This window comes from Streptomyces sp. 1-11, from assembly GCF_007176755.1.
In the GTDB taxonomy this organism is placed as follows: domain Bacteria; phylum Actinomycetota; class Actinomycetes; order Streptomycetales; family Streptomycetaceae; genus Streptomyces.
The window spans coordinates 157,715-182,095 of sequence record NZ_BJTV01000005.1; the positions used below are offsets into that span (position 1 = coordinate 157,715).

A 24,381-nucleotide genomic window follows, 5' to 3' on the forward strand; every position below is an offset into this window, starting at 1 on the left:
GGTCTGCGCTACCGTCCTCAACAGGTCATATCGGCAAGGGGTTTCATCGGCGTCGCCCCGGAGGGGTTCCGTGGGGATCGAGAGCGATCAGGTCGTCTACGAGTATCTGAGCCGCGTCGGGGACGTCGCTCAGCAACGGCAGTTGCCGTCGTCCGCCCGGATGCGGCTGGTGTCACGACTGCGCGACGAGATCGACCGGCACCGCGCCAGAGCGGCCGTGGACAGCCCGGCCGCTGTGCGCGGCATCCTGGACCGGCTCGGCACGCCGGACGAGGTGGTCGAGGCCGCGGGCGGCGCGGCGGCGGCCCCGCAGCCGCCGCCCGCCGCCGTCCCCGTGCAGCGCGAGCCCGGGCCGGAGCCGGCGGCGCGGCCCAAGGGGCTGCGCCGGGTCGTACCGCGTCCGCGCCCCGCCGCGCCGGAGCCGCCCGCCCCGCGCGCGGGCGCCTCGCCGCCGCACCTGGCGGCCGCGCACGAACTCGGGGACAGCGCGGCCCGTCCCGACTGGTGGCGGGTGGACGACGGCCCGTTCGGGATGCAGGCCGGTGACGCGGTGCCGGGCTTCGTGGGCGGTGTGGAGATCCCCGACCTGCTCAAACGCCCCCCGAAGGACCCCGAGGAGGCGGACCGCCCCGCCCCGGAGGACCCGGCGGAGGCGAAGGAGCGGGCCGAGCAGGTCACGGCTCCCGCGCGCCGGCGCCTCCTGCCGCTGCCCCGCCCGGCCGCCGGCTGGACCAACCCGCTCCTGCTGCTGGCCGCCGCCGCGCTGGTCGCTGGAGCCGTGCTCGGCAACTGGTTCGCGCTGCTCCTCGGCTGGCTGATCGCCTACGGCTCCCGGCGCCTGACCCCGGCCGAGACCAAGTGGGCGGTACTCGTCCTGCCCGGCTCGGCGGTGGCGGCGGGCCTCGTCTGGCTGTGGGGCAGGAACACCGGCCGCTGGGGCGACCCCATCGCCCAGGGCCACATGAACGAGGCCCTCACCCAGACCTGGCCCTGGGTGGTCCGGGGCGCCGCGGTGGCCTCGGCCCTCTACCTGGTCTGGCGCTCCCAGCGCTCCCGCTGACCCCGCCCCCAGCGCTCCCGCTGACCCCGGCCCCCGCGCTCACCGCCCCCGGCCGACCACCCGCACCCGCCGACGGCGAAGGCCCCCCGCCGGGGCCACCCGCACCCGACCACGAAACCCGCACGGGCGGTGCGGGTGGGAACCCCCATCCGGCCGGAGGCCGGGTGCCTCCCACGCACCCGCACCCGAAGGCGCACCCGCACCCGGAGGCGCACCCGCACCCGGAGGCGCACCGCACCCGGAGGCGCACGCACCCGGAGGGGCACCGCACCCGAAGGCGCACCGCGCCCCCAGGCACAATGACCCCCATGACCCTCACCGTCGGCTTCGACCTGGACATGACCCTCATCGACTCCCGCCCCGGCATCCGCGCCTGCTACCTGGCGCTGTCGGAGCGGACGGGCACGTACATCGACGCCGACCTCGCGGTCACCCGGCTGGGCCCGCCCCTCGCGGACGAGCTGATCAACTGGTTCCCCGCGGAGCGGGTCCCCGCGATGGCCGACCTGTACCGGGAGATGTACCCGGCGACCGCGATCGCCGCGACGCCCGCCATGGCCGGGGCCGGGCAGGCGATGGAGGCGGTGCGGGCGGCCGGCGGGCGGACCATGGTGGTCACGGCGAAGTACGAGCCGAACGCCAAGCTGCACCTCGCCCACCTGGGCCTGGAACCGGACGTGGTGGTCGGGGACCTGTGGGCCGAGCAGAAGGCGCTGGCGCTGCGCGAGTACGGCGCGCGGGTGTACGTCGGCGACCATGTGGGTGACGTCCGCGGCGCCCGCACGGCGGGCGCCCTTTCGGTGGCCGTGGCCACCGGACCGTGCGACGGCGACGAACTGCGCGCCGCCGGTGCGGACGTCGTGCTGGACGACCTCGGCGCGTTCCCGGCCTGGCTGGCCGGCTACCGCGAGGCGCCCGGGGCGGCCTCCCTGGCCTGACGGCGTCCGGCGGCGACGGAACGCAGTATTCCCGCGCCGGCGATCAGGAAGCCGACGGCCATGAGCATGCTCAGGCCGAACATGAACGTCGGGAAAGGCTTCGTGCCGAGCAGCAGCGGGGCCATCGTGACGAGGGTGGCCACGGCCCCGACGAAGAAGACGATGGCGCCGGCGCGGATCAGTCCGTCACCGGGCCCGGCGGAATTCGGTTGGGTTTTGTCACGCACCGGACCAGGGTAGTTCCCAGCGCGAGAGAACAACCGGGGGACGTCTTGTCACCCGCCCGAAGACCATTAGCCTTGGTAGCGGCGGGTCATGGTCGGCCCGCTCTCTGCTATCACCAGCCGTTTCCGAGCATTTTCCGACGAGTACGAGGACGAGGACAGACGTGCCCACCGGCAAAGTCAAGTGGTTCAACAGTGAGAAGGGCTTCGGCTTTCTCTCCCGCGACGACGGCGGTGACGTCTTCGTCCATTCCTCGGTACTTCCCGCCGGAGTCGACGCGCTCAAGCCGGGACAGCGGGTGGAGTTCGGGGTCGTCGCCGGTCAGCGCGGCGACCAGGCACTGTCGGTGACCGTGCTCGACCCGGCGCCCTCGGTCGCGGCGGCCCAGCGCAAGAAGCCCGACGAGCTGGCCTCGATCGTGCAGGACCTGACCACCCTCCTCGAGAACATCACGCCGGGCCTGGAGCGGGGCCGCTACCCGGAGAAGACCTCCGGCAAGAAGATCGCCGGCCTGCTGCGCGCGGTCGCCGACCAGCTCGACGTCTGATTCCGGCCGGGGCCGCTTCCGGCCGGGCCCGCCCGGCGGCGGCCTACGGGAAGGCGAGCGCGTCCGGACCGAGGGGCGGCACGAGCCCCTCGGCCGCCGCGCGGGTGAGCAGCCCGCGGACCGCGGCGTAGCCGTCGTCGCCGAGATCGGCGGTGAACTCGTTCACGTACAGCCCGATGTGCTGGTCGGCGACGGCCGGGTCCATCTCCTGGGCGTGCGCCATGACGTACGGCCTGGACGCCTCCGGGTCGTCCCAGGCGGCCCGTACGGAGGCGCGCACGGACTCGGCGAGCCGGCCGAGCGCCGCCTCGCCCAGCGAGCGCTTGGCGACGATCGCGCCCAGCGGGATCGGCAGCCCGGTCGTGCGCTCCCAGTGCTCGCCCATGTCGGCGAGCTTGTGCAGCCCGTAGTTCTGGTAGGTGAAGCGCGCCTCGTGGATGACGAGCCCCGCGTCGACCTTGCCGTCCCGCACGGCCGGCATGATCTCGTGGAACGGCATGACGACGATCTCGCCGACCCCGCCGGGCAGGGTGTCCGCGGCCCACAGCCGGAACAGCAGGTAGGCGGTGGACTTCTCGCTCGGCACCGCGACCGTGCCCCCGGTCAGCTCCGCCCCCGCCTCGCGGGTCAGCACCAGCGGACCGCAGCCCCGGCCCAGCGCCCCGCCGCACGGCAGCAGCGCGTACTCGTCGAGGACGTACGGCAGCACCGCGTACGACACCTTCAGCACGTCGAACTCGCCGCGCTCGGCCATCCCGTTGGTGATGTCGATGTCGGCGAAGGTCACGTCCAGCGCGGGGGCGCCGGGGACGCGGCCGTGCGCGAGGGCGTCGAAGACGAAGGTGTCGTTCGGGCAGGGCGAGTAGGCGATCTGAAGCTGATCAGCGGTCATGTGGGTTCCAACTCTCCAGTGCGGGCGTGAGCTTCCCGAAGCCCTCGGTGAGGGCGGCGAGGGCTTCGCCGATGCGCCAGGCGGCGCGGTCGCGCGGGCCGACCGGGTTGGACACCGCGCGGATCTCCAGCACGGGCACGCCGTGCGCGGCGGCCGCCTCGGCGACGCCGAACCCCTCCATGCCCTCGGCGAGGGCCCGGGGGTGACGCTCGCGCAGCTCGGCGGCGCGGCCGGCGGTGCCGGTCACGGTGGAGACGGTCAGGACGGTGCCGACACGTGCGCCGGTGGCCTGGGCAACCGCTCGTACGAGTGATTCCGGCGGCCGGTGGGTGATGGTTCCGAAGCCCAGCTCGGTGACCGGGAGGAAGCCGTCGGAGGTCTCGGCGCCCAGATCGGCCACCGTGATCGCGTCGGCGACGACGAGCGAGCCGAGCGGCGCCGCGGGCGGGAAGCCCCCGCCGATCCCGGCGGACACGACGAGGTCGTAGGGCGTGCCGGCCAGTGCGGCCGCGGTGAGCGCGGCGGCCGTGGAGGCGGCCGCGAGGGCCGGTCCGACGCCGGCGGCCAGCAGGTCGCACCCGCCCGGGACCCGGACGAGTGCGGCGCCCGGCAGGGGGACCGCCGTCGTCCCGCCGGGGAAGGCCCCCGCCACCGCGTCCCGTTCGGCCGGGACGGCGGTGGCGACGAGGAAGCGTGCGGAAGGCGTGGTCAGCTCGCCTTCTTCACCTTGAACGACCACAGCCCCTTGGGCGGGTTGCTGCCCATCTGGACGGACACGGTGTTGGTGTCGCCCTGGGTGCCGTACTGCTGGTTGAAGAACGCGTTGTACGGGAGGGTGCGGGTGGTCAGGTGGCTCGACTCGGAGAACGGGTTGCCGTTCACCAGGATCGTCCAGCCGGCGTCCGCGATCTTCGGGTCGACGCCGAAGCGGACCTCCTGGTCCTGGCCCACCTTGATGGACTTGATGTCCTTGGAGTTCTTCGCGCACTTGGCGATCGACTTGGCGTCCAGCGACTTGCCGTCGTTGTAGCAGAGCGCCTCCGAGCTGACCGAGTCCTGGCCTACGGTGACGGTCGCGACGGGCGTCGGCTTGTCGCAGGCCGAAAGGACGAGCAGTCCGGCGGTAACGGCGCCGGCGGCGGCGACGGCGCGGCGGCGTCGCACAGCACGTGTTACATCAGCGGCTTCGCCGCGGGGCAGCGTGGTCATGACCGAAGGCTATCGGGCACCCGCAGCCGTCCGCCCACGTGGGGTGCGGCGTGCCCGGTTCGTTACGCCACTCGCGCCCTGGTCCGGCCGCCGTGCCGGGCCGAGGCGAGCAGCCCGCGCAGCGTGCTCAGCCAGCCGGCGGCCACGAACGCGGCGGCGACCGCCAGGCCCAGAGTGCCGTTCAGCGGCATCACGATGCCGACCGCGCCGCCGAACACCCACGCCATCTGCAGCAGGGTCTCGGACCGGGCGAACGCCGAGGTGCGCACCTGCTCGGGCACGTCCCGCTGGATCAGCGCGTCCAGCGACAGCTTGGCCAGCGCCTGGGCGAACCCGGCGACGGCGGCCAGGCAGGCCACGAGGAAGGCCCCGAAGAATACGGCGGCCACGACCGCCGTGCCCAGCGCCACCGCGACGACCGTCACGATGATGATCTCGGGCGCCTTCGACTTCAGCCAGGCGCCCACCGCCGTGCCGAGCGCGTTGCCTGCACCGGCCGCGACCCCCACTATCCCCAGCGAGACCGCCGCGCTCTCCCCGGTCAGCGGGTGCTCGCGCAGCAGGAAGGCGAGGAAGAAGATCAGGAAGCCGGACAGGCAGCGCAGCGCGGCGTTGGCGGCCAGGGCGTGCGTGACGGCGGGTCCCACGGTCCGCAGCCCCGGCCGCCTGGCCTGCTGCTTGCGCCGCTCCCCGTGCAGGTGCTGCTCGTCGGCCGCGAGCAGCGCCACGTCCTCGCCCTTGGCGGAGTCGACCTTGCGCGGCAGGGAGAAAGACAGAAACGTCCCTGCGGCGAAGATCACGAACGCTCCGTACAGCGGCCAGGGATCACCGAGGGCGTGCAGCCCCGCCCCGATCGGCGCGGCCACCCCGGTGGCCAGCAACCCGGCGAGGGTGACCCGGGAGTTCGCCTTCACCAGCGAGAACGCCGGTGGCAGCAGCCGGGGCACGACGGCGCTGCGGACCACTCCGTAGGCCTTGGACGCGACCAGCACCCCCAGCGCGGCGGGATACAGCTCCAGGCTCCCGTTCGCCACCGCCCCCGAGATGATCAGCGCCAGCAGGGCCCGGGCCAGCATCGCCCCGGCCATCGCGGCCCGCCGCCCGTGCGGCAGCCGGTCCAGCAGGGGCCCGATCACGGGCGCCAGGACGGTGAACGGAGCCATGGTGATCGCGAGGTAGAGCGCGACCCGCCCGCGGGCCTCGTCGGTCGGCACCGAGAAGAACACGGTCGACGCCAGCGCGACCGTGATCATGACGTCCCCGGCGCCGTTCACCGCGTGCAGCTCGATCAGCTTGCCCAGCCCCGACTCGCCCGCGCCGTGGGCGTGCGTGACCCTCCGGATGCCGCGCGCGGTCCCGGTCACGGGAAGGTGCAGGGCGCGGCCGACCGAGCGGACGGCACCGCCGACCCGGCCCGAACCGCCACCCCGAACGCTGCCCTTGTCCGTGGCTGCCACGTCGTTCATAGTGCCCCGAGACCCCGCCCGATAGTGCGGTTTGGATCCAAGCGAGTCGGCCGGCCACCCGGCGACGGCCGGCCCGCCCCCCGATCACCCCGGGGCGGACGCCTGCCCGCGAACCGGTCGGCTTTCGGCCAACCGGGCCGTCCGCCGGGGCCGGTTCTCGGCCAACCGGCACGCGCGGCCGCTCGGGAAACATCGCCGGGCAGCGGCGGACTGTCCCCGACCACCGGCGACCGGGTAGCGTGCGTATCTCAGCCATAACGCAGAATGGATGGCAGAGGTGCGCCCGAGCGCGATCGGATGCGGACGTCGATGCGGCCCCCAGGTCCGCTCCGTCCCGCCAACCGCCGGAGGCAGCCGCACTCATTGCAGACGGCGTAGGAGAGAAGCGATACCTGTGAGCGCAGCGACAACGCGAAGCCGCACCCCCGACCGTCTGTGCGCCGAGGCCGTCGACCTCGCCCGCGCCGCCGCCGAGGAGGCCGCCGCACCCGGAGTGGTGGGCGAGCACGTCGGGATGGTGTCGGAGGGCGACCGTGTTGTCACGCACTTCTTCGAGTGCAAGGAACTGGGGTACCGGGGCTGGCGCTGGGCCGCGACGGTCGCCCGCGCCTCCCGCGCCAAGTTCGTGACCCTGGACGAGGTGGTCCTGCTCCCCGGTCCGGACGCCCTCCTCGCCCCCGAATGGGTGCCCTGGAGCGAGCGCCTGCGCCCCGGCGACCTCGGCCCCGGCGACCTGCTCCCCACCGACCAGGAGGACCTGCGCCTGGAGCCCGGCTACACGGGCGAGGAGGAGCCCCCGCCGAACTCGGTCGTGTCCGGTGAGATGGCGGAGCTGGCCGAGGCCGAGGACGCGGAGGTCACTCCCGGCGCCCCGGCCGTCCAGCCGACGACGCCCGTCCGCGGCTCGATCGCCTCGGTGGCGGAGGAACTGGGCATGCGCCGCGCCCGGGTCCTGTCCCGCTACGGCCTGCACGTCGCCGCCGACCGCTGGGAGGAGGCGTACGGCCCCAAGACCCCGATGGCCCAGGCGGCCCCCGCCACCTGCCTGAGCTGCGGCTTCCTCGCCCCGATCGGCGGCTCGCTGGGCCAGGCCTTCGGCGTCTGCGCGAACGAGTTCTCCCCGGCCGACGGCCGGGTGGTCTCCCTGTCCTACGGCTGCGGCGGCCACTCCGAGGCGGCCGTCATGCCGAAGACCCCGCAGCCGGCCCCGCCGGTCGTCGACGAGACCCGGATCGACGTCTTCCCGCTCCGCCCGGCCCGCGACTCGGGCTCGGTCCCGGAGGCGGGCGACGAGGAGACGGCGGAGCTGGGCCACTCCTGAGCGAGCACCCCGGTGCGGATCAGTCGCCGTAGAGCGGCAGGTTCTCCGACGAGATGGTCCAGTCGCCGATGGTGACGTCCTCGCCGTAGACGAAGTCCTTGCGGGTCGCGTAGCGCGGCCCGTCCGGGGTGGAGTGGATGTCGGTGAGGACGGCGCCGGTGCCCGTGCGGGGGTCGAAGACCGCGTAGACGGGGATGCCGAGGAGCGGATAGTCACGCGTCTTGCCGACCCAGTCGTTGTCCGGGTTGGAGCGGGAGACGACCTCGATCGCGGCGATCAGGGTGCGCGGGTCGAAGGAACCCGGCACCTCCATGTCCTTCCAGGCGATCACCATGACGTCGGGACGCCGCAGGATGCCCTCGGACTCGTCCTCGACGTCGGGCTCCCCGGTGTGGGCGACGATCTCGTCCGGCATGACCTTCTCGAGCCGCTTCCGCAGATGCAGCGTGGTCAGCTCATGCGGACCGACGGGCGCCGTCATGTCGTGAACGATCCCCTTCTTGGTGATCTCGAATTTGCCCGGAATGGTGTCGTCCATGGACGCGACGAGTTTCCGCATCGCTCGGTACACGTGAGAGGTGCCCTGCCGCGCGTTGTCCGGTGCGATGGTCATGGCGCTCGCTCCTCGTCGTCTGCCCAGAGGCAAGGATCGTCGCTTTCATGCTAGGCGGCCCCCGGGCGGCCGGATCGGCAGCCACGGCACAGTCCCGGGGCCGCTGCCCGGAAGGCGCGCTCGCAGCCCTCGCAGTTCTGGAGCGGGTGCCGGACCGGCGGCGGCGCTGCCGGGGCGTGGAACGGCGGCGGTGGGGGCAGCCGGGCCGCGAGGCGGTGGGCCAGCAGGGCCGCGGGACGGCACAGGGGCTCGTCCGGCAGACCCGAGGTCAGGGCGTGCCGTACGGCAGCGGGCGGCGCGTCCCGTTCCAGCCAGGCGGCGACGCCCGGCGCCAGATGGGCGGTGTCCTGCGCCGACAGCAGCAGACGGGAGTCGTGGCGGCGCAGCTCCGCGAGCAGGTCCGCGGCCTGCTGGACGAGGGTGGGGGAGGGCCGGGCCGGGCGCGGTACGGGCGGCAGCGCCCGGCGTGCGGCCGCCTTCTTCCGCCGGGGCGGCGGGGCCGCGCTCCGGGGCTCGGGGGCACGCTCGTCCCCGCGGCCTCCCGGCTGGTTGCAGGAGACCGTGCGCGTGACGATGCGGCCGTCGGACCCGCGCGTGCGCTCGCGCCTCAGGTACCCGTGGGCCTCCAGCTCCCGCAGCGCGGCGGCGATCCGGACCGCGCCCTCGGGGAAGCGGGCGGTCAGGGTCCTGATGTCGACGCGGGAGCCCGCGGGCAGCGACTGGATGTGCACTCCCAGCCCGATCGCGAGACCGGACAGCTCCGGGTGCTGGGCCAGGTGGTTGCCGACCACGGTGAAGCGGGCGGAGTGGCGGGTGTTGTCGTGGATCAGCCCGCCGACGGGCGACCGCCGGTTCGGGTGGTTCTTGGCGACAACTCGGGACTGGGCGGGCACGGGCGCGCTACGGTGCTGGGTGTCCATCGGGAAGGGTTTGCTTCCTAGGTGGGTAGCCATCGGGAAGGGTTTGCTTCCTAGGTGGTCAGGCCCTCGATCGGGATCGCTACTCCCGGCCGGGGGCCGCTATTTTTTTCCGGTTTGCGACGAGCTGGGCTCGCTGCGCCGAGCGTAGAGCGATCAACGGGGCGCCACGCCAGCCGTGTTGGCGATGTTCACCCTGGAGAGTGAGTCTGTGCCCTCGTGGGCGGGAGGGGTGGGGTTTGGCGGGGTTCTTTCTCCTCGGTGGTCCTTTGGGAAAGAGAGCCGTCGTCACCGCAGCACGGAAACCCGGGTCGCGGTGGCAGCGCGATCTCCGCCCACACCGTCTTGCGGGGCGGTAGGCCCGGCATGACGCCCCAGCGGTCGGCCAGCGCGTCGACCAGGAGTAACCCGCGCCCCGAGGCGCCGTCCGGGTCCGCGTCGCCGACGCGGGGGAGCCGGTCGCCGCGGGTGTCGGTCACCTCGATCCGCAGGACCTGAGCGACGACGTAGAGCGTGAGCCGGAAGTCCCGCCCCGCCACCCGCCCGTGCGTGGCCGCGTTCGCCGCCAGCTCGGCCACGATCAGCGCCGCCGGGTCCACCGGCACTCCCCACGAGCTGAGTTGTTCGGTCGACAGCAGCCGGGCGAGTCGGGCGCCGCGCGGTGTGGGGGAGAGCCGCACGCTGAAGTTCGGGACACGGGTGGAGATTTGCTGATTCACGTCACTCAGGGTGTCGGCGTGCGCCTACCGTGAACAGTGATCGTGTCGGTACGTAGAGTCACTGTCCGGGGCTTGTCCGAGGGTGTCCGGTCTGTCGGGACGGTGCGGGTGGGAAGGGGGCGCGGCGTGGCGGAGGAAGAGGAGCCGGGCTGGGAGGTCGACCCGGACGACGACTGGGGAGTCGCCGTCATCACCACCGTCGGGCGCCAGCTCAGGCTGCGCCGCGAGGCGGTGGGCATGCGCGCGGCCGAGTTCGGCAGGGTCGTGGGCTACGGCGAGGACATGGTCTACAAGGTGGAGAGCGGCAAGCGGATCCCGCGCCCGGAGTTCCTGGACAAGGCGGACGAGGTACTGAGCGCGGGCGGGCTGCTGGCCGCGATGAAGGAGGACGTGGCGAAGGTCCGGTACCCGAAGCGGGTTCGGGACTTGGCCGACATGGAGGCCAAGGCCGTCGAGTACGGGGTGTACGTCGGGCTGAGCATCCACGGCTTGCTGCAGACACCGGAGCATGCGCGGGCGCTGTTCGAGGTGTCCCAGTCCGCTTACGCCGTGGACGAGTTGGAGAACCTGGTAGCGGCCCGCATGGCGCGTAAAGCGATCTTCGAGCGCTCCCCGGCTCCAGCGCTCAGCTTCGTACAGGAGGAGGTGACGCTGCGCCGGAAGGTGGGGGGCACGATGGTGTGGCGCCAGCAGCTCGAACACCTGCTGGGTGTCGCTCAGCTTCGCAATGCCACGCTGCAGGTGATGCCGACCGACTCTGGGGCTCACCCGGGTCTGAGTGGCAAGATCGAGGTGCTGAAGTTCGGAGACGGTACGGCACTGGGACGCTCCGACGGGGCCTACAACGGCCGCCCGGTTTCCGACCCGAAACAGCTCCGCATCCTTGAGCTGCGGTACAGCACCATTCGGGCTCAGGCTCTCTCCCCACGGGAGTCGGTGGCCTTCATCGAGCGACTGCTGGGAGAGACATGATCCGCGAGTTGGTCTGGTTCAAGAGCAGCCACAGTGACGGTCCCGAAGGCGACTCCTGCGTAGAAGTGGCCCTCGACTGGTTCAAGAGCAGCTACAGCAGCAGCAGTGAGGCCGACTCCTGCCTGGAGGTGGCTCCCACGCCCTCCACCATCCACATACGCGACTCGAAGCAGGACGACGGTCCCCTCCTGACCGTCACCCCCGCCACCTGGGCGACCTTCGTCGCCTACGCCTCCCACCGCTGACGCGGGGCCGGACGGCCGCCCGCTCACGGGGCTGTACCTTCGTCCTCACGCAGACGAGGAGAGTGAACGTGAGCAAGTACGTGCGGCCGGCGGCCGAGGGCGCCGACCCCTTCGGCACCGCCCGGCTCCGTCGCGGCGTCCTCGACGCCTGGGCCACCAGCCCCGCCCGGTTCCGCGAGGACGCCAACGCCGAGGAGGACCTGGTCCTCGGCGGCTACCGGGACCGGCTCGTCGTCGAGCTGGCCCAGAACGCCGCCGACGCCGCCGCCCGGGCGAAGGCGCCGGGGCGGCTGCGTCTCACCCTCCGCGACGGCGTCCTGGTCGCAGCGAACACCGGTGCCGCGCTGGACGCGACCGGGGTCGAGTCGCTGTCCACCCTGCGGGCCTCCGCCAAGCGGGAGGCCGACGACACCCACGGCGCCGTCGGCCGGTTCGGCGTGGGCTTCGCCGCCGTGCTGTCCGTGACCGACGAGCCGGCGATCGTCGGCCGGCACGGCGGGGTGCGCTGGTCGCTGGCCGAGGCGCGGGAGCTGGCCGGTGAGACCGCCCGGCACAGCCCCGGGCTCGGGGACGAGGTCCGGCGCCGGGACGGGCACGTGCCGCTGCTGCGGCTGCCGTTCGCCGCCGAGGGCTCCGCGCCGGACCCGTACGACACCGCCGTCATCCTGCCGCTGCGCGACGCGGCCGCCGCCGACCTCGCCGAACGTCTCCTCGACGCCGTGGACGACGCCCTGCTCCTCGCCCTGCCCGGGCTCGAGGAGGTCGTCGTGGAGGTCGACGGCGAGTCCCCGCGCACCCTGCGCCGGCGTACCGAGGACGCCTTCACCGTCGTGGAGGACTCGCGGGACGGCGTCACCCGCTGGCGCACCGTCGCCGCGCACGGCGCGCTCACCGCCGAGCTGCTCGCCGACCGGCCGGTGGAGGAGCGCCTGCGCCCCCACTGGTCGGTGACCTGGGCCGTACCGGCGGACGACGAGGGCCGCCCGGCCCGGCCGCGAACCGCCGCCGTCCTGCACGCCCCCACCCCGAGCGACGAGGCCCTCGGCGTCCCGGCGCTGCTCATCGCGTCCTTCCCGCTGGACACCACCCGCCGGCACGCGGCGCCCGGACCGCTGACCGACTTCCTGGTGCAGCGGGCGGCCGACGCGTACGCCGAACTGCTCGCCGGGTGGCGCCCGGTGACCGACGGCGTCGTCGGCCTGGTGCCCGGGCCGCTGGGCAAGGGCGAGCTGGACGGCGCGCTGCGCCAGGCCATCCTGGAGCGGCTGCCGCGCACCGCCTTCCTGCCGCCGGCCGCCGTCCGCGCGGAGGACGACGACCTCCCGGAGGCGCTGCGGCCGAGGGACGCCGAGATCGTGGAGGGCGCGGGGGCGGGCACCGTGCGGGTCCTCGCCGAGGTGCTGCCCACCCTGCTGCCCGCCGGGCTGGAGCGCCGGGCCGAGCTGCGCACCCTCGGGGTGGCCCGGCTGTCCCTCGCCGACGCCGTGGACCGGCTCGCCGGTCTGGAGAAGGACCCCGGCTGGTGGTGGCGGCTCTACGACAGCCTCGCCGGGGTCGACCCCGACCGGCTCTCGGGGCTGCCGGTGCCGCTTGTCGACGGGCGCACCACCATCGGCCCCCGGCAGGTGCTGCTGCCCGGCTCCGACGCCGCCGCCCTGGACGCGGACGTGCTCGGCCGGCTCGGGCTGAAGGTCGCCCACGAGGAGGCCGTCCACCCGCTGCTGGAGAAGCTGGGCGCGCTGGCCGCCACCCCGCGCGCGGTGCTGACCACCCCGCAGGTCCGGGCCGCCGTCGCGGCCTCGCTGGACGACGAGGGCGGGGCGCTGTGGGAGGAGGACGCGCCGGACGCGGAGGAACTGGCCGACACCGTCCTCGCCCTCGTCCGCGACGCCGCCCTGGAGCCCGGTGACGAACCCTGGCTGGGCGCGCTCGCCCTGCCCGACGAGGACGGCGAACTCGCCCCGGCCGGTGAACTGGTCCTGCCCGGAAGCCCGTTCGCCCGGGTGATCCGCGCGGACGAGCTCGCCGCCGTGGACCACGGCCTGGCCGAGAAGTGGGGCGAGCAGCCGCTCACCGCCTGCGGGGTCCTCGCGGACTTCGCGCTCGTCCGCGCCACCGACGTGGTCCTCGACCCGGACGAACTGGAGCCCCGCGAAGGGGACTTCGCCGAGCCGGACGACGCCGGTCTGCTGGACGCCGTCGACGTGTGGTGCGAGGACGTCCTCGACCGGTTCCCGGACACGCCCGTGCCGCCGGTCGCCACCGAGCTGGTCGCCGTGCGCGACCTCGACCTGGTGGACGACGACAAGTGGCCGCAGGCGCTGGCGATGCTCGCCCGGCCGCCGCTGCGCGACGCCCTCACCCAGCCGGTGCGCGTCCTGCTGCCCGACGGCACCCACGAGGTCGTACGGCCGTACACCGCGTGGTGGCTGCGCGGGCACCCGGTGCTCGACGGCCGCCGCCCGGCGGGCCTGCTGGCGGCCGGCGGCGATCCGCTCCTGCACGGCCTGTACGACGAGGCCGACGCCACCGGCTTCGAGGACGAGCAGGTGCTGCGCGCCCTGGGCGTACGGACCTCCGTGTCCGCGCTGCTGGACGAGCCCGGCGGCGCGGCCGAACTGCTGGACCGCCTGTCCGAGCCCGAGCGGCGGGTGAGCCCGGCCCAGCTGCACGGCCTGTACGGTGCGCTGGCCGAGCTGGACCCGGAGCGGGTGACCCTGCCGGACGAGCTGCGGGCGGTCGTGGACGGCCGGGTCGAGGTGGTGGACGCGGCCGACGCGGTGGTCGTGGACTCCCCGGACCTGCTGCCCTTCACCTCCGGCGTCCCGCTGCTGCCGGTCCGCCCGGCCCGCGCCGCCGACCTGGCCGAACTGTTCCAGGTGCGGCGGCTGAGCGAGTCCGTCACCGGGTCGGTCGACTCCGAGGGCGCCGAGCACGGCGTGCCGGACGCGGTACGGATGCTGCTCGGGCCGCGTGTGCCGGGCACCTATGTGGAACACGAGGAACTGGTCGTGGACGGCGTGGAGATCGACTGGCGCCTCACCGACGACGGCACCCTGCACGCGGCCACCCTGGAGGGCGTGGCGGCGGGCCTCGCCTGGGCGGCCGGCCAGTGGCCCCGCCGGTTCGAGGTGGCGGCCCTGCTGGAGGACCCGTCCAGGACGGAGGAACTGGCCCGGGACCGCTGGTTCGACTGACACCCGCCGGTGCGTGCGCGGGTCGCTCGCAAAATCTTCAACTTTCGTACAACCGTTTCCCTGTGTGGCGGGTCTGATCAGCGAGTCGACTGACTCCCACGATCATTTGGGCACGCGAGTGCCCACCCTCTCCACACAGGGGAACGCATGCGCATACGTGCCACCGTGGCCGCCGTGACCGGCGCCCTGGCCCTCTCCGCCCTCGCCGTGCCGGCCGCGCAGGCCGCCGACTCCGCCCCGTCCTACAAGGCGGCGGTCGCCAAGGTCCACTCGCACGCCACGTCCGGCAAGAACGGCCTCCGCGCGGCCACCGACGAGCCCGCGGACCTGGGCGTCACCTTCTCGAACCTCAAGATCGCCTCCGCGATCAAGGTCGGTACGACCAACCACGTCACCGCCACGGTCACCTACACGATGACCCACGGGGACAACTACGTCGTCGGCGGCGACGACTTCGACAACGGCCCGTACATCTACAAGCCGTCCACGGGCGGCTTCCTGGCCGGTGAGAACCCGTCCACCTGCACCGCCACCTCGGCGACGACCGCGAGCTGCAAGGGCCTCGTCGACATCTACCCGGCCGAGGGCGACCTGCTCAACATCGACGCCGGCACCTGGAAGGCCGGTGCGCTGGCCCTCCAGTACAGCACCGGTGACGCCTCCGTGGCCGAGGGCCTGGGCACCACCAAGGTCCAGCGCAACTCCAAGCTGACCGTCAACGCCTCGCCGGAGCCCGTCCGCAAGGGCGCGACCATCACGGTCACCGGCAAGCTGACCCGGGCCAACTGGGAGGACAACAAGTACCACGGCTACACCAGCCAGTCGGTGAAGCTGCAGTACCGCAAGAAGTCCTCCAGCACCTACACCACGCTGAAGACCATCACCACCAACTCCACCGGCAGCCTGAAGACCACGACCAAGGCCACGGCCGACGGCTACTACCGCTTCGCCTACGCGGGCGGCACCACCACCCCGGCGGTCAACGCCGCGGGTGACTACGTCGACGTGAAGTAAGCGGCACCGCACCGCACCGGCCCCGGGAACGCGCCGTTCCCGGGGCCGGAAGCTTTTCTCCCACTTGTGCCGGGGCCCGGCCCCACCTGGGTAACGGGCAGGCAATCGGGTTTCAAAGATCTGGCCGGAAGTCGTTCTCGCCCTACAACCGGAGCCCGGTGTCGCGGATCTGATCGCGTGAGTCAGCCGACTCCACGATCACCTCTCCCTCCAAGGGAACCGCACATGCGCATACGTGCCACCGTGGCCGCCGTCTCCGGCGCCCTGGCCCTCTCCGCCCTCGTCGTCCCGGCCGCGCACGCGGCCACGTCGAGCGGCACGCCGTACACCCTGGACGCCGGCTTCACCGGCGTCACGATCGCCAAGGCGATCAAGGTCGGCACCACCAACGAGGTCAGCACCAAGTACACCTACACGCTGACCCACGGCGCCGGCGTCGACATCACGGCGAAGGACTTCTACACCGACGCCTTCCTCTACCGCGGCTCCTTCGACGACCCGAGCGCCGAGCTGTACGGCGACGACGCCGCGACCTGCACCGCCACCTCGGCGACCACCGCCACCTGCACGGGCACCATCGACATCCGCCCGGCCGGCGGCGACCTGACGAACGCGGGCGCCGGCAGCTGGAAGGTGGCCGCCGAGGCCATCGCCTTCAACGGCCAGGACCCGAACAGCCCGGACATGAGCAAGGTCGGTTACAAGGACCAGGACGGCCTCGGCGCCACCCTGGTCCAGCGCTACTCCAAGCTCACCGCCGACGCCTCCCCGGAGCCGGTCTACAAGGGCAAGACCCTCACGGTCACGGGCAAGCTCTCCCGCGCCAACTGGGAGGACCACCTGTACCACGGCTACAGCGGCCAGCCGGTCAAGCTCCAGTTCCGCAAGGCGGGCACGAGCACGTACACCACCGTCAAGACGGTCTACTCCGACTCGACGGGCAACCTGAAGACCACCGCCACGGCCTCCTACGACGGCTACTGGCGCTACAGCTTCGCGGGCACCTCGACCACCCCGGCGGTCAGCGCCACCGGCGACTACGTCGACGTGAAGTAGACCTCACGCCGGGAAGCGGCGGCCGACCCATTTCCACAGGAACTCCAGGGCGGCCGCCGCCACCGCCGAGACGGCCACCGCCGTCCACGGCACGGCGACGCCCACCAGTCTGAGGGCGAAGAAGTCCTGCAGCGCCGGCACGACGAGGACCAGCAGGAAGGCCGCGCCCATCGCGGCCACCAGGACGATCCGCCACCAGGTGTACGGGCGGGCGATGATCGCCAGGATCCACATGGAGACCAGGAACAGCGTGAGGGTGGCCGCGCTGGTCTCCGCCTCCAGGGAGCCCGCCCCGGTGTAGTGGTCTCGGGCCAGCAGGAATGTCGCGAAGGTCGCCACTCCCGCCACCACCCCGCCGGGCACGGCGTACCGCATGACCCTGCGGACGAAGTGCGGATGGGCCCGCTCCGTGTTGGGCGCCAAGGCCAGGAAGAAGGCCGGGACGCCGATGGTCAGCGTGGACAGCAGGGTCAGGTGCCGCGGCAGGAACGGGTACTCCACCCGCCAGCACACCACCAGCAGCGCGAGCAGCACCGAGTACACCGTCTTGACCAGGAAGAGCGTCGCCACGCGCGTGATGTTGCCGATCACCCGGCGGCCCTCGGCGACCACCGACGGCAGCGTGGCGAAGCTGTTGTCCAGCAGGACGATCTGCGCCACCGCCCGGGTCGCCTCCGAGCCCGAGCCCATGGCGACGCCGATGTCGGCGTCCTTCAGGGCCAGCACGTCGTTCACGCCGTCCCCGGTCATCGCGACCGTGTGCCCGCCCGCCTGGAGCGCGCCGACCATCTCCCGCTTCTGCTGCGGGGTGACCCGGCCGAAGACGGTCCCCTCGTCCAGCGCCCTCGCCATGTCGTCCCGGTCGGCCGGGAGCTTGCGCGCGTCCACCGCCGTCCCGGACAGGCCCAGTTTGGCCGCGACCGCGCCGACGGACACCGCGTTGTCGCCGGAGATCACCTTCGCGTGGACCTCCTGGTGGGCGAAGTAGCGCAGGGTGTCGCCCGCGTCGGGGCGCAGCCGCTGCTCCAGCACGACCAGGGCGGTGGGGCGGGCGCCGCGGGCCGGCTCGGGGTCGTCCAGTTCGCGGGCGGCGCGGGCCAGCAGCAGGACCCGCAGCCCCTGTTCGTTCAGGCGCTCCGTCTCGGACAGCGCGGGGTCGTCCTGGGCGAGCAGCACGTCGGGGGCGCCCAGCAGCCACGTGCTGGCCTCGCCGTCGCCCTCGCTGAAGGCGGCGCCGCTGTACTTGCGGGCGGAGGAGAAGGGCAGCGACTCGACGCAGCGCCACTCCTCGCTGTCCGGACAGGCGTCGATGATCGCCTGCAGGGAGGCGTTGGGGTGCGGGTCGGACTCGCCGAGGGCGCCGAGCACCCGGCGCACGTACGGCTCGTCCGCCCCGTTCAGCGGCCGCAGCTCGGTGACGTCCATGCCGCCCTCGGTCAGCGTGCCGGTCTTGTCCAGGCAGACGGTGTCGACCCGGGCCAGGCCCTCGATGGCGGGCAGCTCCTGCACCAGGCACTGCTTGCGCCCGAGCCGGATCACCCCGATGGCGAAGGCCACGGAGGTGAGCAGCACCAGCCCCTCCGGGACCATCGGGACGATGCCGCCGACCGTGCGGGCCACCGCGTCCTTGAGGTTGTCGCTCTTCACCACGAGCTGGGTGATGACCAGGCCGATGGCGGCCGGGACCATCATCCAGGTCACGTACTTCAAAATCGTGGAGATGCCGGAGCGCAGCTCGGAGTGGACCAGCGTGAACCGGGACGCCTCGTCGGCGAGCTGCGCCGCGTACGCCTCCCGCCCCACCCTGGTCGCCCGGAACGCGCCGCCGCCGGCGACCACGAAGCTGCCCGACAGGACCGGGTCGCCGGGTCGTTTGACCACGGGGTCCGCCTCACCGGTGAGCAGCGACTCGTCGATCTCCAGGCCGTCGGCCTCGGCGCACACCCCGTCCACGACGATCTTGTCGCCGGGGCCCGTCTCCACGAGGTCGTCGAGGACGATCTCGTGCGTGGCCACTTCGACCGCGGCCCCGTCGCGGCGCACGGTCGGCCGGGCCTCGCCGATCACGGCCAGCGAGTCCAGGGTCTGCTTGGCCCGCCACTCCTGCACGATCCCGATTCCGGTGTTGGCGAGGATCACGAAGCCGAACAGGCTGTCCTGGATCGGCGCGACGAACAGCATGACCAGCCACAGCACGCCGATGATCGCGTTGAACCGCGTGAAGACGTTCGCGCGGACGATCTCGCCGATCGAGCGGCTGCTGCGCACCGGGACGTCGTTGACCTGCCCCCGCGCGACGCGCTCGGCGACCTCGGCCCGGGACAGGCCCGCCGACCGGACCCCTGGCAGGGCCATTGGATGCACCGGGTCGAGTTCGGCGCCCGCGTCGATGTGCGTCATGCATTCGACGGTACGTGTGGATTTGCGGCTTCACCTGCCGAGTGCGGGCAAGATCCGACCTGGGGAGGAGGGGTGTCGTGCGCTGGTTGGAGACTCTCCCCGGCCGCCCGCCGGCCGCCTCGCCCCGAAAACGCCGAGGCCGGCGCTACCTCCCCGAGGTGGCCGCCCTCAGCGCCGCGTCCCGTTTGATCGCCGCGTCCCGCCTGCGGACGTACCAGACGCCGATCAGGCCGAGACCGCCGCCGGCCAGGCAGGTCCACAGCCACCACAGGTGGCCGTGGTCGTCGAACCAGCCGTAGAAGGGGAGCTGGACCAGGAAGAGGACGAACCACACGATCGTGCCGCCGGTGATGGTGGCGACCACGGGCCCCTCCAGGGGCTCCGGCGCCTCGTGCTTGGGGGTCCACTTCGTCATGGGCACAGCTTACGAGGTGATCAGGTCTACGCGCGGAGATGGCAAATTGCCACTCATACGTTCATACTGAAACCGTTTGTCTTTGGCCGCTTCTGTTCGTATGAAACTCCAACGGGGCTCGGGGGAACCCCGCTGGTGATGAGGTCCTCATGTCCACCTCGGCTCCTGCCAAGGTCCCCGCCCCCGAGCAGCCGGGCGGCACTCCCGCCTACGGTGCTCTCGACCGCTACTTCAAGATCTCCGAGCGCGGCAGCACGCTCGGGCGCGAGATCCGGGGCGGTTTCGCCACCTTCTTCGCGATGGCGTACATCATCGTGCTGAACCCGATCATCCTGGGCAGCGCGAAGGACATGTACGGGCACCACCTGGACAACGGGCAGCTGGTGACCGCGACCGCGCTGACGGCCGCGTTCACCACGCTGCTGATGGGCGTCATCGGCAACGTGCCGATCGCGCTCGCCGCCGGTCTCGGTGTGAACTCCGTCGTCGCGCTCCAGCTCGCCCCGCGGATGTCCTGGCCGGACGCCATGGGCATGGTCGTGCTGGCCGGCTTCGTGGTCATGCTGCTGGTCGCCACCGGGCTGCGCGAGCGCGTGATGAACGCCGTGCCGTTCGGCCTGCGCAAGGCGATCTCCATCGGCATCGGCCTGTTCATCATGCTGATCGGCCTGGTCGACTCCGGCTTCGTCACCCGTATGCCGGACGCCGCGCAGACCACCGTCCCGCTGCAGCTCGGCGTCGGCGGTCACCTCAACGGCTGGCCGGTGCTGATCTTCATCCTCGGCGCGCTGCTCACCTTCGCGCTGATCGTCCGCAAGGTGCCGGGCGCGATCCTGATCTCCATCGTCGGGATGACCGTCCTCGCGCTGATCATCAACTCGGTCGCCCACATCTCCACCTGGGGCCTGACGGTCCCGAAGTGGCCCGGCAACCCGGTGGCCACGCCCGACTTCGGCCTGGTCGGCCAGTTCAGCCTCTTCGGCGGCTTCTCCAAGGTCGGCGTGCTGACCGGCATCCTCTTCGTCTTCACCGTCCTGCTGTCGTGCTTCTTCGACGCGATGGGCACGATCATGGGCATCGGCGACGAGGCCAAGCTGACGGACGCCCAGGGCTACATGCCGGGCATCAACAAGGTGCTCTTCGTCGACGGCGTCGCGGTCGCGGCGGGCGGCGCCAGCTCCGCCTCGGCCACCACCGCGTTCGTGGAGTCCACGGCGGGCGTCGGCGAGGGCGCGCGCACCGGTTTCGCGAACGTGGTCACGGGCGGCCTGTTCGCGGTGGCCCTCTTCCTCACCCCGGTCGCCACCATGGTCCCGTCCCAGGCGGCCACGCCGGCCCTGATCGCGGTGGGCTTCCTGATCCTCTCGAACTCCGTCAAGGAGATCGACTGGGCGGACTACACCATCGCCATCCCGGCCTTCGTGACCATGATGATGATGCCGTTCACCTACTCGATCACCAACGGCATCGGCATGGGCTTCATCACCTTCGTGGTGCTGCGCCTGGCCGCCGGGCGGCCCCGCGAGGTCCCGGTCGCGATGTACGCCGTCGCCGCGGTGTTCGCCTTCTACTACCTGATGCCGGCCCTGGGCCTCACCTGAGGCGCGGGCGTCAGGTGACGCCGTAGAACTTCTCCGTCTCCTCGACGGCGGCCTTGAACCGCTCGTCGAAGTCGTCCCGAATGAGCGTGCGGACCACATAGTCCTGCACGCTCATTCCTCTTCTCGCCGCGTGGTGGCGGAGCCGTTCGAGCAGCTCCCCGTCTATCCGCAGGCTGAGCACAGTGGTCCCCATGTGTACGAGGGTGGCCACATCCGGCCATCCCATGCGTCACTTTCCGGCAACGACTCACTCTTACGAGTGGTCATTGCGGCGAGTGGCGGGTGTCACGGGCGTCCTGCCCCCTCCCCGGTGGTCCTTAGCGAGAGTAATGAGTTACGCTAATGACCATGCCGGACCTCACCCATGGCGACGACGCCGCCGCCGTGAACTCCCTGCGCTCCGCCGTGATGCGACTGTCCCGTCGCCTCAAGCACCAGCGCGTCGACGAGTCGCTGAGCCCCACCGAGATGTCGGTGCTGGGCACCCTCTCCCGCTGCGGCACCGCCACCCCGGGCGAACTCGCCCGCAAGGAGCACGTGCAGCCCCCGTCGATGACCCGCATCGTCGCGCTGCTGGAGGCCAAGGGGCTGGTCCGGCTCGAACCGCACCCCGAGGACCGTCGCCAGAAGACCGTCACCAGGACCGAACAGGCCGAGGCGATGCTCGAGGAGAGCCGCCGCAAGCGCAACGCGTTCCTGGCCGGCCTGGTCGACGCCCTCGACGAGGACGAGTGGGCCAAGCTCCGCGCCGCCGCCCCGGTGCTGGAGAAGCTCGCGCACCTGTAAGCCATTCACCCCCGCCAGGAGGAGGCGAACACTTTTGAGTACGGGATCCGGAGCAGCTTCCGCCCCCGCACCGATCACTACTACCCCCACCGCCCGTAAGTCCTCGATGTTCAGCTCGCTGAAGGTCCGGAACTACCGCCTGTTCTTCGCCGGCCAGGTCGTCTCCAACACCGGTACCTGGATGCAGCGCATCGCCCAGGACTGGCTGGTGCTCAGCCTCACCGGCTCCTCCGCCGCCGTCGGCATCACCACCGCCCTGCAGTTCCTGCCGATGCTGCTGTTCGGCCTGTACGGCGGCGTCCTGGTCGACCGGCTGCCCAAGCGGCCCACCCTCCTGGCCACCCAGACGGCCATGGCCATGACCGGCCTCGCCCTCGCCTTCCTGACCCTCACCGGTCACGTCCAGGTCTGGCACGTCTACGTCGCCGCCTTCGCCGTCGGACTCGCCACGGTGCTCGACAACCCGGCCCGGCAGTCCTTCGTCTCCGAGATGGTCGGCCCCGGCCAGCTCCAGAACGCGGTCAGCCTGAACTCGGCGAACTTCCAGTCCGCCCGGCTGGTCGGCCCCGCCGTCGCCGGCCTCATGATCACCGGCGTGGGCACCGGCTGGGCGTTCCTCGCCAACGGCCTGTCCTTCGCGGCGCCCATCGCCGGCCTGCTGCTGATGCGCTCCCGCGAGCTGCACGTCGTCGAGCGCGCCCCGCGCGGCAAGGGCCAGCTCCGGGAGGGCCTGCGTTATGTCGCCGGGCGCCCCGAGCTGATCTGGCCGATCGTGCTCGTCGGCTTCATCGGCACCTTCGGCTTCAACTTCCCGGTGTGGCTCTCGGCCTACGCCGACGACGTCTTCCACTCCGGCGCCGGCGCCTACAGCCTCTTCAACACCCTGATGGCCGTCGGCTCCCTCGTCGGCGCCCTGCTGGCCGCCCGCCGCGGCACGGCCCGGCTGCGGCTGCTGATCGCCGCCGCGCTGGCCTTCGGCACCCTGGAGACGGTGGCCGCGCTGGCCCCGTCCTACTGGCTGTTCGCGCTGCTCATGGTCCCGATCGGGATCTGCGGGCTGACGGTCAACGTCACCGCGAACACCGCCGTCCAGATGGCCACCGACCCGGCCATGCGCGGACGGGTGATGGCGCTGTTCATGATGGTCTTCATGGGCGGCACGCCGCTGGGCGCGCCGGTCGTCGGCTGGATCACCGACACCTACGGCGCCCGGGTCGGCTTCGCCCTCGGCGGTGTGATCTCGGCCGTGGCCGCGGCCGCCGTCGGCCTGGTCCTGGCCCGCATCGGCGGCCTGCGCCTCGCGGTCGGCTGGCACCGCGGCCATCCCCAGGTCCGCTTCGTCCCCCGGGAGCAACTGGCCCCGGCGGCCTGACACGCGGGAGGAGCGGGACTCAGTCGCGGGGGAACTCGCCGGTCTTGAGGACGAGACCGACGGGGGTGCCCGTGAGGTCCAGCTCCTCCCCGAAGTCGGCCTTCACCTCAAGGGCGTACTTCCCGTCCCTGGGGTGAGTGAGGACGTGGCACTCGCCCCGGTAGGGGTCGGCGATGACGTAGACGGGAACCCCGGCCTCGGCATAGGCGGCCTTCTTGGGCCCGTAGTCGTTGGCGGCGATGCCCCGGGAGACGACCTCGGCGACGAACTCCACCTCCCCGCAGTCCCAGCGGCCGTCCTCGGACCTCGCGGCGCCCTCCGCCATGACCGTCACGTCGGTAGCGAACCCGTTGAGATGCCCCGGGTAGTCGATGCGCACATCGGACTTCACGCGCTGGCGCGGGTACTTGACGCGCAGTTGTTCGACGAAGTCCAGGATGATCTCCCAGTGGGCGTCCCGCTGCGGCGACATGAAGACGGTCCCCTCGACGATCTCGACCTTGTATCCCTCGGGGACGGGCATCTTCTCGAGCCGCTCGAACATCTCGTCGAGCGTGGTCGTGTTGTCGCTCTCGGCCATCGCGATCCTGTCTTCGAGGACGGTCATCGTGGCGCTCCACGCCGGCTGCCCCACGAGCGAGCGCAGCCGCGCGGTACAACGATACGCACGGTCATCCGGACACGCCGGGGCGTGCGCGGGAGACTGGCGGCATGAGACTCTTCGCCGCCCTGCTGCCCCCGGACGACGTCGCCGGCGCGCTCGCCCGGGAGGTGGCCGCGCTGCGGGAGCTGCCCGGCGCCGACGGGCTGCGCTGGACCGGGCGGCCCGGCTGGCACTTCACGCTCGCCTTCTACGGCGAGGTCGACGAGGAGCTGGTACCGGAGCTGCGGGCCCGCCTGGAGCGCGCGGCGGGCCGTACGCCCGCCTTTCCGCTGGCGCTGCGCGGCGGGGGCCAGTTCGGGCGCGGGAAGGCGCTGTGGACGGGCGCGGACGGCGATCTGAGCGCCCTGCGGCTGCTGGCCGGCCGGGCGGAGGCGGCGGGGCGCAGGAGCGGCATCGAGATGGGGGAGCACCGCCGCTACCAGGCGCACCTGACAGTGGCCCGCAGCCGGTCGACGGTGGACGTCCGGCCGTACCTGGCGGCGCTGGGCGACTTCGGCAGCCGTACCTGGACGGCGGACGTGCTGACCCTCGTCCGCAGCAACCTGCCGAAGTCCGGCGTGCCCGGCGAGCAGCCCCGCTACGAGGCGGTCGGCCGCTGGGCACTCGGCGCGGCCGGTTAACCTCGATACGTGGACCCGAAGACCCGTAACCGGATCATGGCCTTTGTGCTCGTGCTGATGTTCGCCGTCGTCGCCCTGGCGGCCGCGCTCGGCAGGTGAGGCGCGGGCGCGACCGCGTCGGCGGTCAGCGGC

Annotated in this window: 25 protein-coding genes; 13 read left to right on the forward strand and 12 right to left on the reverse strand. The window is 72.4% G+C overall.

Annotated elements, in window-relative coordinates:
• Nucleotides 1-70: 70 nt before the first annotated feature.
• Nucleotides 71-1,060, forward strand: coding sequence for a hypothetical protein (locus TNCT1_RS12640; protein WP_143630991.1), 990 nt, complete (start codon nt 71-73; stop codon nt 1,058-1,060).
• Nucleotides 1,061-1,368: 308 nt separating this feature from the next.
• A complete protein-coding gene (locus TNCT1_RS12645; protein WP_174266262.1) occupies nt 1,369-1,998 on the forward strand; it encodes an HAD family hydrolase in 630 nt (209 codons plus the stop codon).
• Here TNCT1_RS12645 and TNCT1_RS12650 read toward each other — a convergent pair.
• Nucleotides 1,962-2,225, reverse strand: coding sequence for a hypothetical protein (locus TNCT1_RS12650; RefSeq protein ID WP_143630993.1), 264 nt, complete (start codon nt 2,223-2,225; stop codon nt 1,962-1,964). The genes TNCT1_RS12645 and TNCT1_RS12650 overlap by 37 nt on opposite strands.
• Before the next feature lie 161 nt (nt 2,226-2,386).
• Between TNCT1_RS12650 and TNCT1_RS36810 the strand changes: the two genes are divergently transcribed.
• Nucleotides 2,387-2,770: a cold-shock protein gene (locus tag TNCT1_RS36810; protein WP_143630994.1), complete on the forward strand. Its 384-nt coding sequence runs from the start codon at nt 2,387-2,389 to the stop codon at nt 2,768-2,770.
• 43 nt (nt 2,771-2,813) lie between these two features.
• Here the strand turns inward: TNCT1_RS36810 and TNCT1_RS12660 are convergent, their stop codons facing one another.
• From TNCT1_RS12660 to TNCT1_RS12675, 4 genes are all read right to left on the reverse strand, one after another.
• Nucleotides 2,814-3,662: a 1,4-dihydroxy-6-naphthoate synthase gene (locus tag TNCT1_RS12660; protein WP_143630995.1), complete on the reverse strand. Its 849-nt coding sequence runs from the start codon at nt 3,660-3,662 to the stop codon at nt 2,814-2,816.
• Complete coding sequence (locus TNCT1_RS12665; RefSeq protein ID WP_174266263.1) at nt 3,652-4,401, reverse strand: futalosine hydrolase; 750 nt, start codon at nt 4,399-4,401, stop codon at nt 3,652-3,654. The genes TNCT1_RS12660 and TNCT1_RS12665 overlap by 11 nt, the downstream gene beginning before the upstream one ends.
• A complete protein-coding gene (locus TNCT1_RS12670) occupies nt 4,371-4,871 on the reverse strand; it encodes a DUF2771 domain-containing protein (protein WP_143630996.1) in 501 nt (166 codons plus the stop codon). The genes TNCT1_RS12665 and TNCT1_RS12670 overlap by 31 nt, the downstream gene beginning before the upstream one ends.
• A gap of 62 nt (nt 4,872-4,933) precedes the next feature.
• Entirely contained in the window at nt 4,934-6,337 is a 1,404-nt protein-coding gene (locus TNCT1_RS12675; RefSeq protein WP_143630997.1) for an MFS transporter, read from the reverse strand.
• Nucleotides 6,338-6,731: 394 nt separating this feature from the next.
• Here TNCT1_RS12675 and TNCT1_RS12680 point away from each other — a divergent pair, with 394 nt between their 5' ends.
• On the forward strand, nt 6,732-7,658 hold the full coding sequence (locus tag TNCT1_RS12680; RefSeq protein ID WP_143630998.1) for a DUF3027 domain-containing protein: 927 nt from the start codon (nt 6,732-6,734) through the stop codon (nt 7,656-7,658).
• Nucleotides 7,659-7,677: 19 nt separating this feature from the next.
• Here TNCT1_RS12680 and TNCT1_RS12685 read toward each other — a convergent pair whose 3' ends face one another.
• The 3 genes from TNCT1_RS12685 to TNCT1_RS12695 all read right to left on the reverse strand — a co-directional run bounded on the left by TNCT1_RS12685 (nt 7,678) and on the right by TNCT1_RS12695 (nt 9,907).
• Entirely contained in the window at nt 7,678-8,271 is a 594-nt protein-coding gene (locus tag TNCT1_RS12685; protein ID WP_143630999.1) for a Uma2 family endonuclease, read from the reverse strand.
• Nucleotides 8,272-8,321: 50 nt separating this feature from the next.
• The gene (locus TNCT1_RS12690) at nt 8,322-9,191 is read right to left on the reverse strand and encodes a helix-turn-helix domain-containing protein (RefSeq protein WP_143631000.1); all 870 of its coding nucleotides are present in this window, start codon (nt 9,189-9,191) and stop codon (nt 8,322-8,324) included.
• A 188-nt stretch (nt 9,192-9,379) separates the two neighbouring features.
• Nucleotides 9,380-9,907 (reverse strand): ATP-binding protein, encoded by a 528-nt coding sequence (locus TNCT1_RS12695; protein WP_143631001.1) that lies wholly within the window; start codon nt 9,905-9,907, stop codon nt 9,380-9,382.
• Nucleotides 9,908-10,033: 126 nt separating this feature from the next.
• Between TNCT1_RS12695 and TNCT1_RS12700 the strand changes: the two genes are divergently transcribed.
• The 5 genes from TNCT1_RS12700 (at nt 10,034) to TNCT1_RS12720 (ending at nt 16,391) form a co-directional block, all read left to right on the forward strand.
• Nucleotides 10,034-10,879: a helix-turn-helix transcriptional regulator gene (locus tag TNCT1_RS12700; RefSeq protein WP_308789278.1), complete on the forward strand. Its 846-nt coding sequence runs from the start codon at nt 10,034-10,036 to the stop codon at nt 10,877-10,879.
• Complete coding sequence (locus TNCT1_RS12705; RefSeq protein WP_143631002.1) at nt 10,876-11,124, forward strand: DUF397 domain-containing protein; 249 nt, start codon at nt 10,876-10,878, stop codon at nt 11,122-11,124. Before TNCT1_RS12700 ends, TNCT1_RS12705 begins: the two co-directional genes overlap by 4 nt.
• Nucleotides 11,125-11,192: 68 nt before the next feature.
• Nucleotides 11,193-14,321, forward strand: a complete 3,129-nt coding sequence (locus TNCT1_RS12710; protein ID WP_143631003.1) for a sacsin N-terminal ATP-binding-like domain-containing protein — start codon at nt 11,193-11,195, stop codon at nt 14,319-14,321.
• A gap of 147 nt (nt 14,322-14,468) precedes the next feature.
• A complete protein-coding gene (locus tag TNCT1_RS12715; protein WP_143631004.1) occupies nt 14,469-15,335 on the forward strand; it encodes a hypothetical protein in 867 nt (288 codons plus the stop codon).
• Between the two features lie 225 nt (nt 15,336-15,560).
• A complete protein-coding gene (locus TNCT1_RS12720) occupies nt 15,561-16,391 on the forward strand; it encodes a hypothetical protein (protein ID WP_143631005.1) in 831 nt (276 codons plus the stop codon).
• A 3-nt stretch (nt 16,392-16,394) separates the two neighbouring features.
• On the opposite strand, the gene TNCT1_RS12725 is transcribed toward TNCT1_RS12720, so the two are convergent.
• Together TNCT1_RS12725 and TNCT1_RS12730 are read right to left on the reverse strand one after the other, a co-directional pair.
• On the reverse strand, nt 16,395-18,791 hold the full coding sequence (locus tag TNCT1_RS12725) for an HAD-IC family P-type ATPase (protein WP_143631006.1): 2,397 nt from the start codon (nt 18,789-18,791) through the stop codon (nt 16,395-16,397).
• A gap of 145 nt (nt 18,792-18,936) precedes the next feature.
• Complete coding sequence (locus TNCT1_RS12730; protein WP_143631007.1) at nt 18,937-19,206, reverse strand: DUF2530 domain-containing protein; 270 nt, start codon at nt 19,204-19,206, stop codon at nt 18,937-18,939.
• Between the two features lie 149 nt (nt 19,207-19,355).
• Here TNCT1_RS12730 and TNCT1_RS12735 point away from each other — a divergent pair, with 149 nt between their 5' ends.
• Entirely contained in the window at nt 19,356-20,807 is a 1,452-nt protein-coding gene (locus tag TNCT1_RS12735; RefSeq protein WP_143631008.1) for an NCS2 family permease, read from the forward strand.
• Nucleotides 20,808-20,817: 10 nt separating this feature from the next.
• Here the strand turns inward: TNCT1_RS12735 and TNCT1_RS12740 are convergent, their stop codons facing one another.
• Complete coding sequence (locus TNCT1_RS12740; protein WP_143631009.1) at nt 20,818-21,000, reverse strand: ribbon-helix-helix protein, CopG family; 183 nt, start codon at nt 20,998-21,000, stop codon at nt 20,818-20,820.
• Between the two features lie 155 nt (nt 21,001-21,155).
• Between TNCT1_RS12740 and TNCT1_RS12745 the strand changes: the two genes are divergently transcribed.
• Nucleotides 21,156-21,593: a MarR family winged helix-turn-helix transcriptional regulator gene (locus tag TNCT1_RS12745; RefSeq protein WP_143631010.1), complete on the forward strand. Its 438-nt coding sequence runs from the start codon at nt 21,156-21,158 to the stop codon at nt 21,591-21,593.
• A gap of 34 nt (nt 21,594-21,627) precedes the next feature.
• Nucleotides 21,628-22,965: an MFS transporter gene (locus tag TNCT1_RS12750; RefSeq protein WP_143631011.1), complete on the forward strand. Its 1,338-nt coding sequence runs from the start codon at nt 21,628-21,630 to the stop codon at nt 22,963-22,965.
• Nucleotides 22,966-22,984: 19 nt separating this feature from the next.
• Here TNCT1_RS12750 and TNCT1_RS12755 read toward each other — a convergent pair whose 3' ends face one another.
• Nucleotides 22,985-23,572 (reverse strand): Uma2 family endonuclease, encoded by a 588-nt coding sequence (locus tag TNCT1_RS12755; RefSeq protein ID WP_143631012.1) that lies wholly within the window; start codon nt 23,570-23,572, stop codon nt 22,985-22,987.
• 104 nt (nt 23,573-23,676) lie between these two features.
• Between TNCT1_RS12755 and thpR the strand changes: the two genes are divergently transcribed.
• Nucleotides 23,677-24,249, forward strand: coding sequence for an RNA 2',3'-cyclic phosphodiesterase (thpR, locus tag TNCT1_RS12760; RefSeq protein ID WP_143631013.1), 573 nt, complete (start codon nt 23,677-23,679; stop codon nt 24,247-24,249).
• Nucleotides 24,250-24,381: the final 132 nt, after the last annotated feature.

Bases quoted from the DNA above. Each gene is read 5' to 3' on its own strand.
- TNCT1_RS12645 (WP_174266262.1), top strand. From the start codon at position 1,369: ATGACCCTCACCGTCGGCTTCGACCTGGACATGACCCTCATCGACTCC.
- TNCT1_RS12660 (WP_143630995.1), bottom strand. From the start codon at position 3,662: ATGACCGCTGATCAGCTTCAGATCGCCTACTCGCCCTGCCCGAACGAC.
- TNCT1_RS12670 (WP_143630996.1), bottom strand. From the start codon at position 4,871: ATGACCACGCTGCCCCGCGGCGAAGCCGCTGATGTAACACGTGCTGTG.
- TNCT1_RS12675 (WP_143630997.1), bottom strand. From the start codon at position 6,337: ATGAACGACGTGGCAGCCACGGACAAGGGCAGCGTTCGGGGTGGCGGT.
- TNCT1_RS12685 (WP_143630999.1), bottom strand. From the start codon at position 8,271: ATGACCATCGCACCGGACAACGCGCGGCAGGGCACCTCTCACGTGTAC.
- TNCT1_RS12690 (WP_143631000.1), bottom strand. From the start codon at position 9,191: ATGGACACCCAGCACCGTAGCGCGCCCGTGCCCGCCCAGTCCCGAGTT.
- TNCT1_RS12705 (WP_143631002.1), top strand. From the start codon at position 10,876: ATGATCCGCGAGTTGGTCTGGTTCAAGAGCAGCCACAGTGACGGTCCC.
- TNCT1_RS12715 (WP_143631004.1), top strand. From the start codon at position 14,469: ATGCGCATACGTGCCACCGTGGCCGCCGTGACCGGCGCCCTGGCCCTC.
- TNCT1_RS12720 (WP_143631005.1), top strand. From the start codon at position 15,561: ATGCGCATACGTGCCACCGTGGCCGCCGTCTCCGGCGCCCTGGCCCTC.
- TNCT1_RS12725 (WP_143631006.1), bottom strand. From the start codon at position 18,791: ATGACGCACATCGACGCGGGCGCCGAACTCGACCCGGTGCATCCAATG.
- TNCT1_RS12730 (WP_143631007.1), bottom strand. From the start codon at position 19,206: ATGACGAAGTGGACCCCCAAGCACGAGGCGCCGGAGCCCCTGGAGGGG.
- TNCT1_RS12735 (WP_143631008.1), top strand. From the start codon at position 19,356: ATGTCCACCTCGGCTCCTGCCAAGGTCCCCGCCCCCGAGCAGCCGGGC.
- TNCT1_RS12740 (WP_143631009.1), bottom strand. From the start codon at position 21,000: ATGGGGACCACTGTGCTCAGCCTGCGGATAGACGGGGAGCTGCTCGAA.
- TNCT1_RS12745 (WP_143631010.1), top strand. From the start codon at position 21,156: ATGCCGGACCTCACCCATGGCGACGACGCCGCCGCCGTGAACTCCCTG.
- TNCT1_RS12755 (WP_143631012.1), bottom strand. From the start codon at position 23,572: ATGACCGTCCTCGAAGACAGGATCGCGATGGCCGAGAGCGACAACACG.
- thpR (WP_143631013.1), top strand. From the start codon at position 23,677: ATGAGACTCTTCGCCGCCCTGCTGCCCCCGGACGACGTCGCCGGCGCG.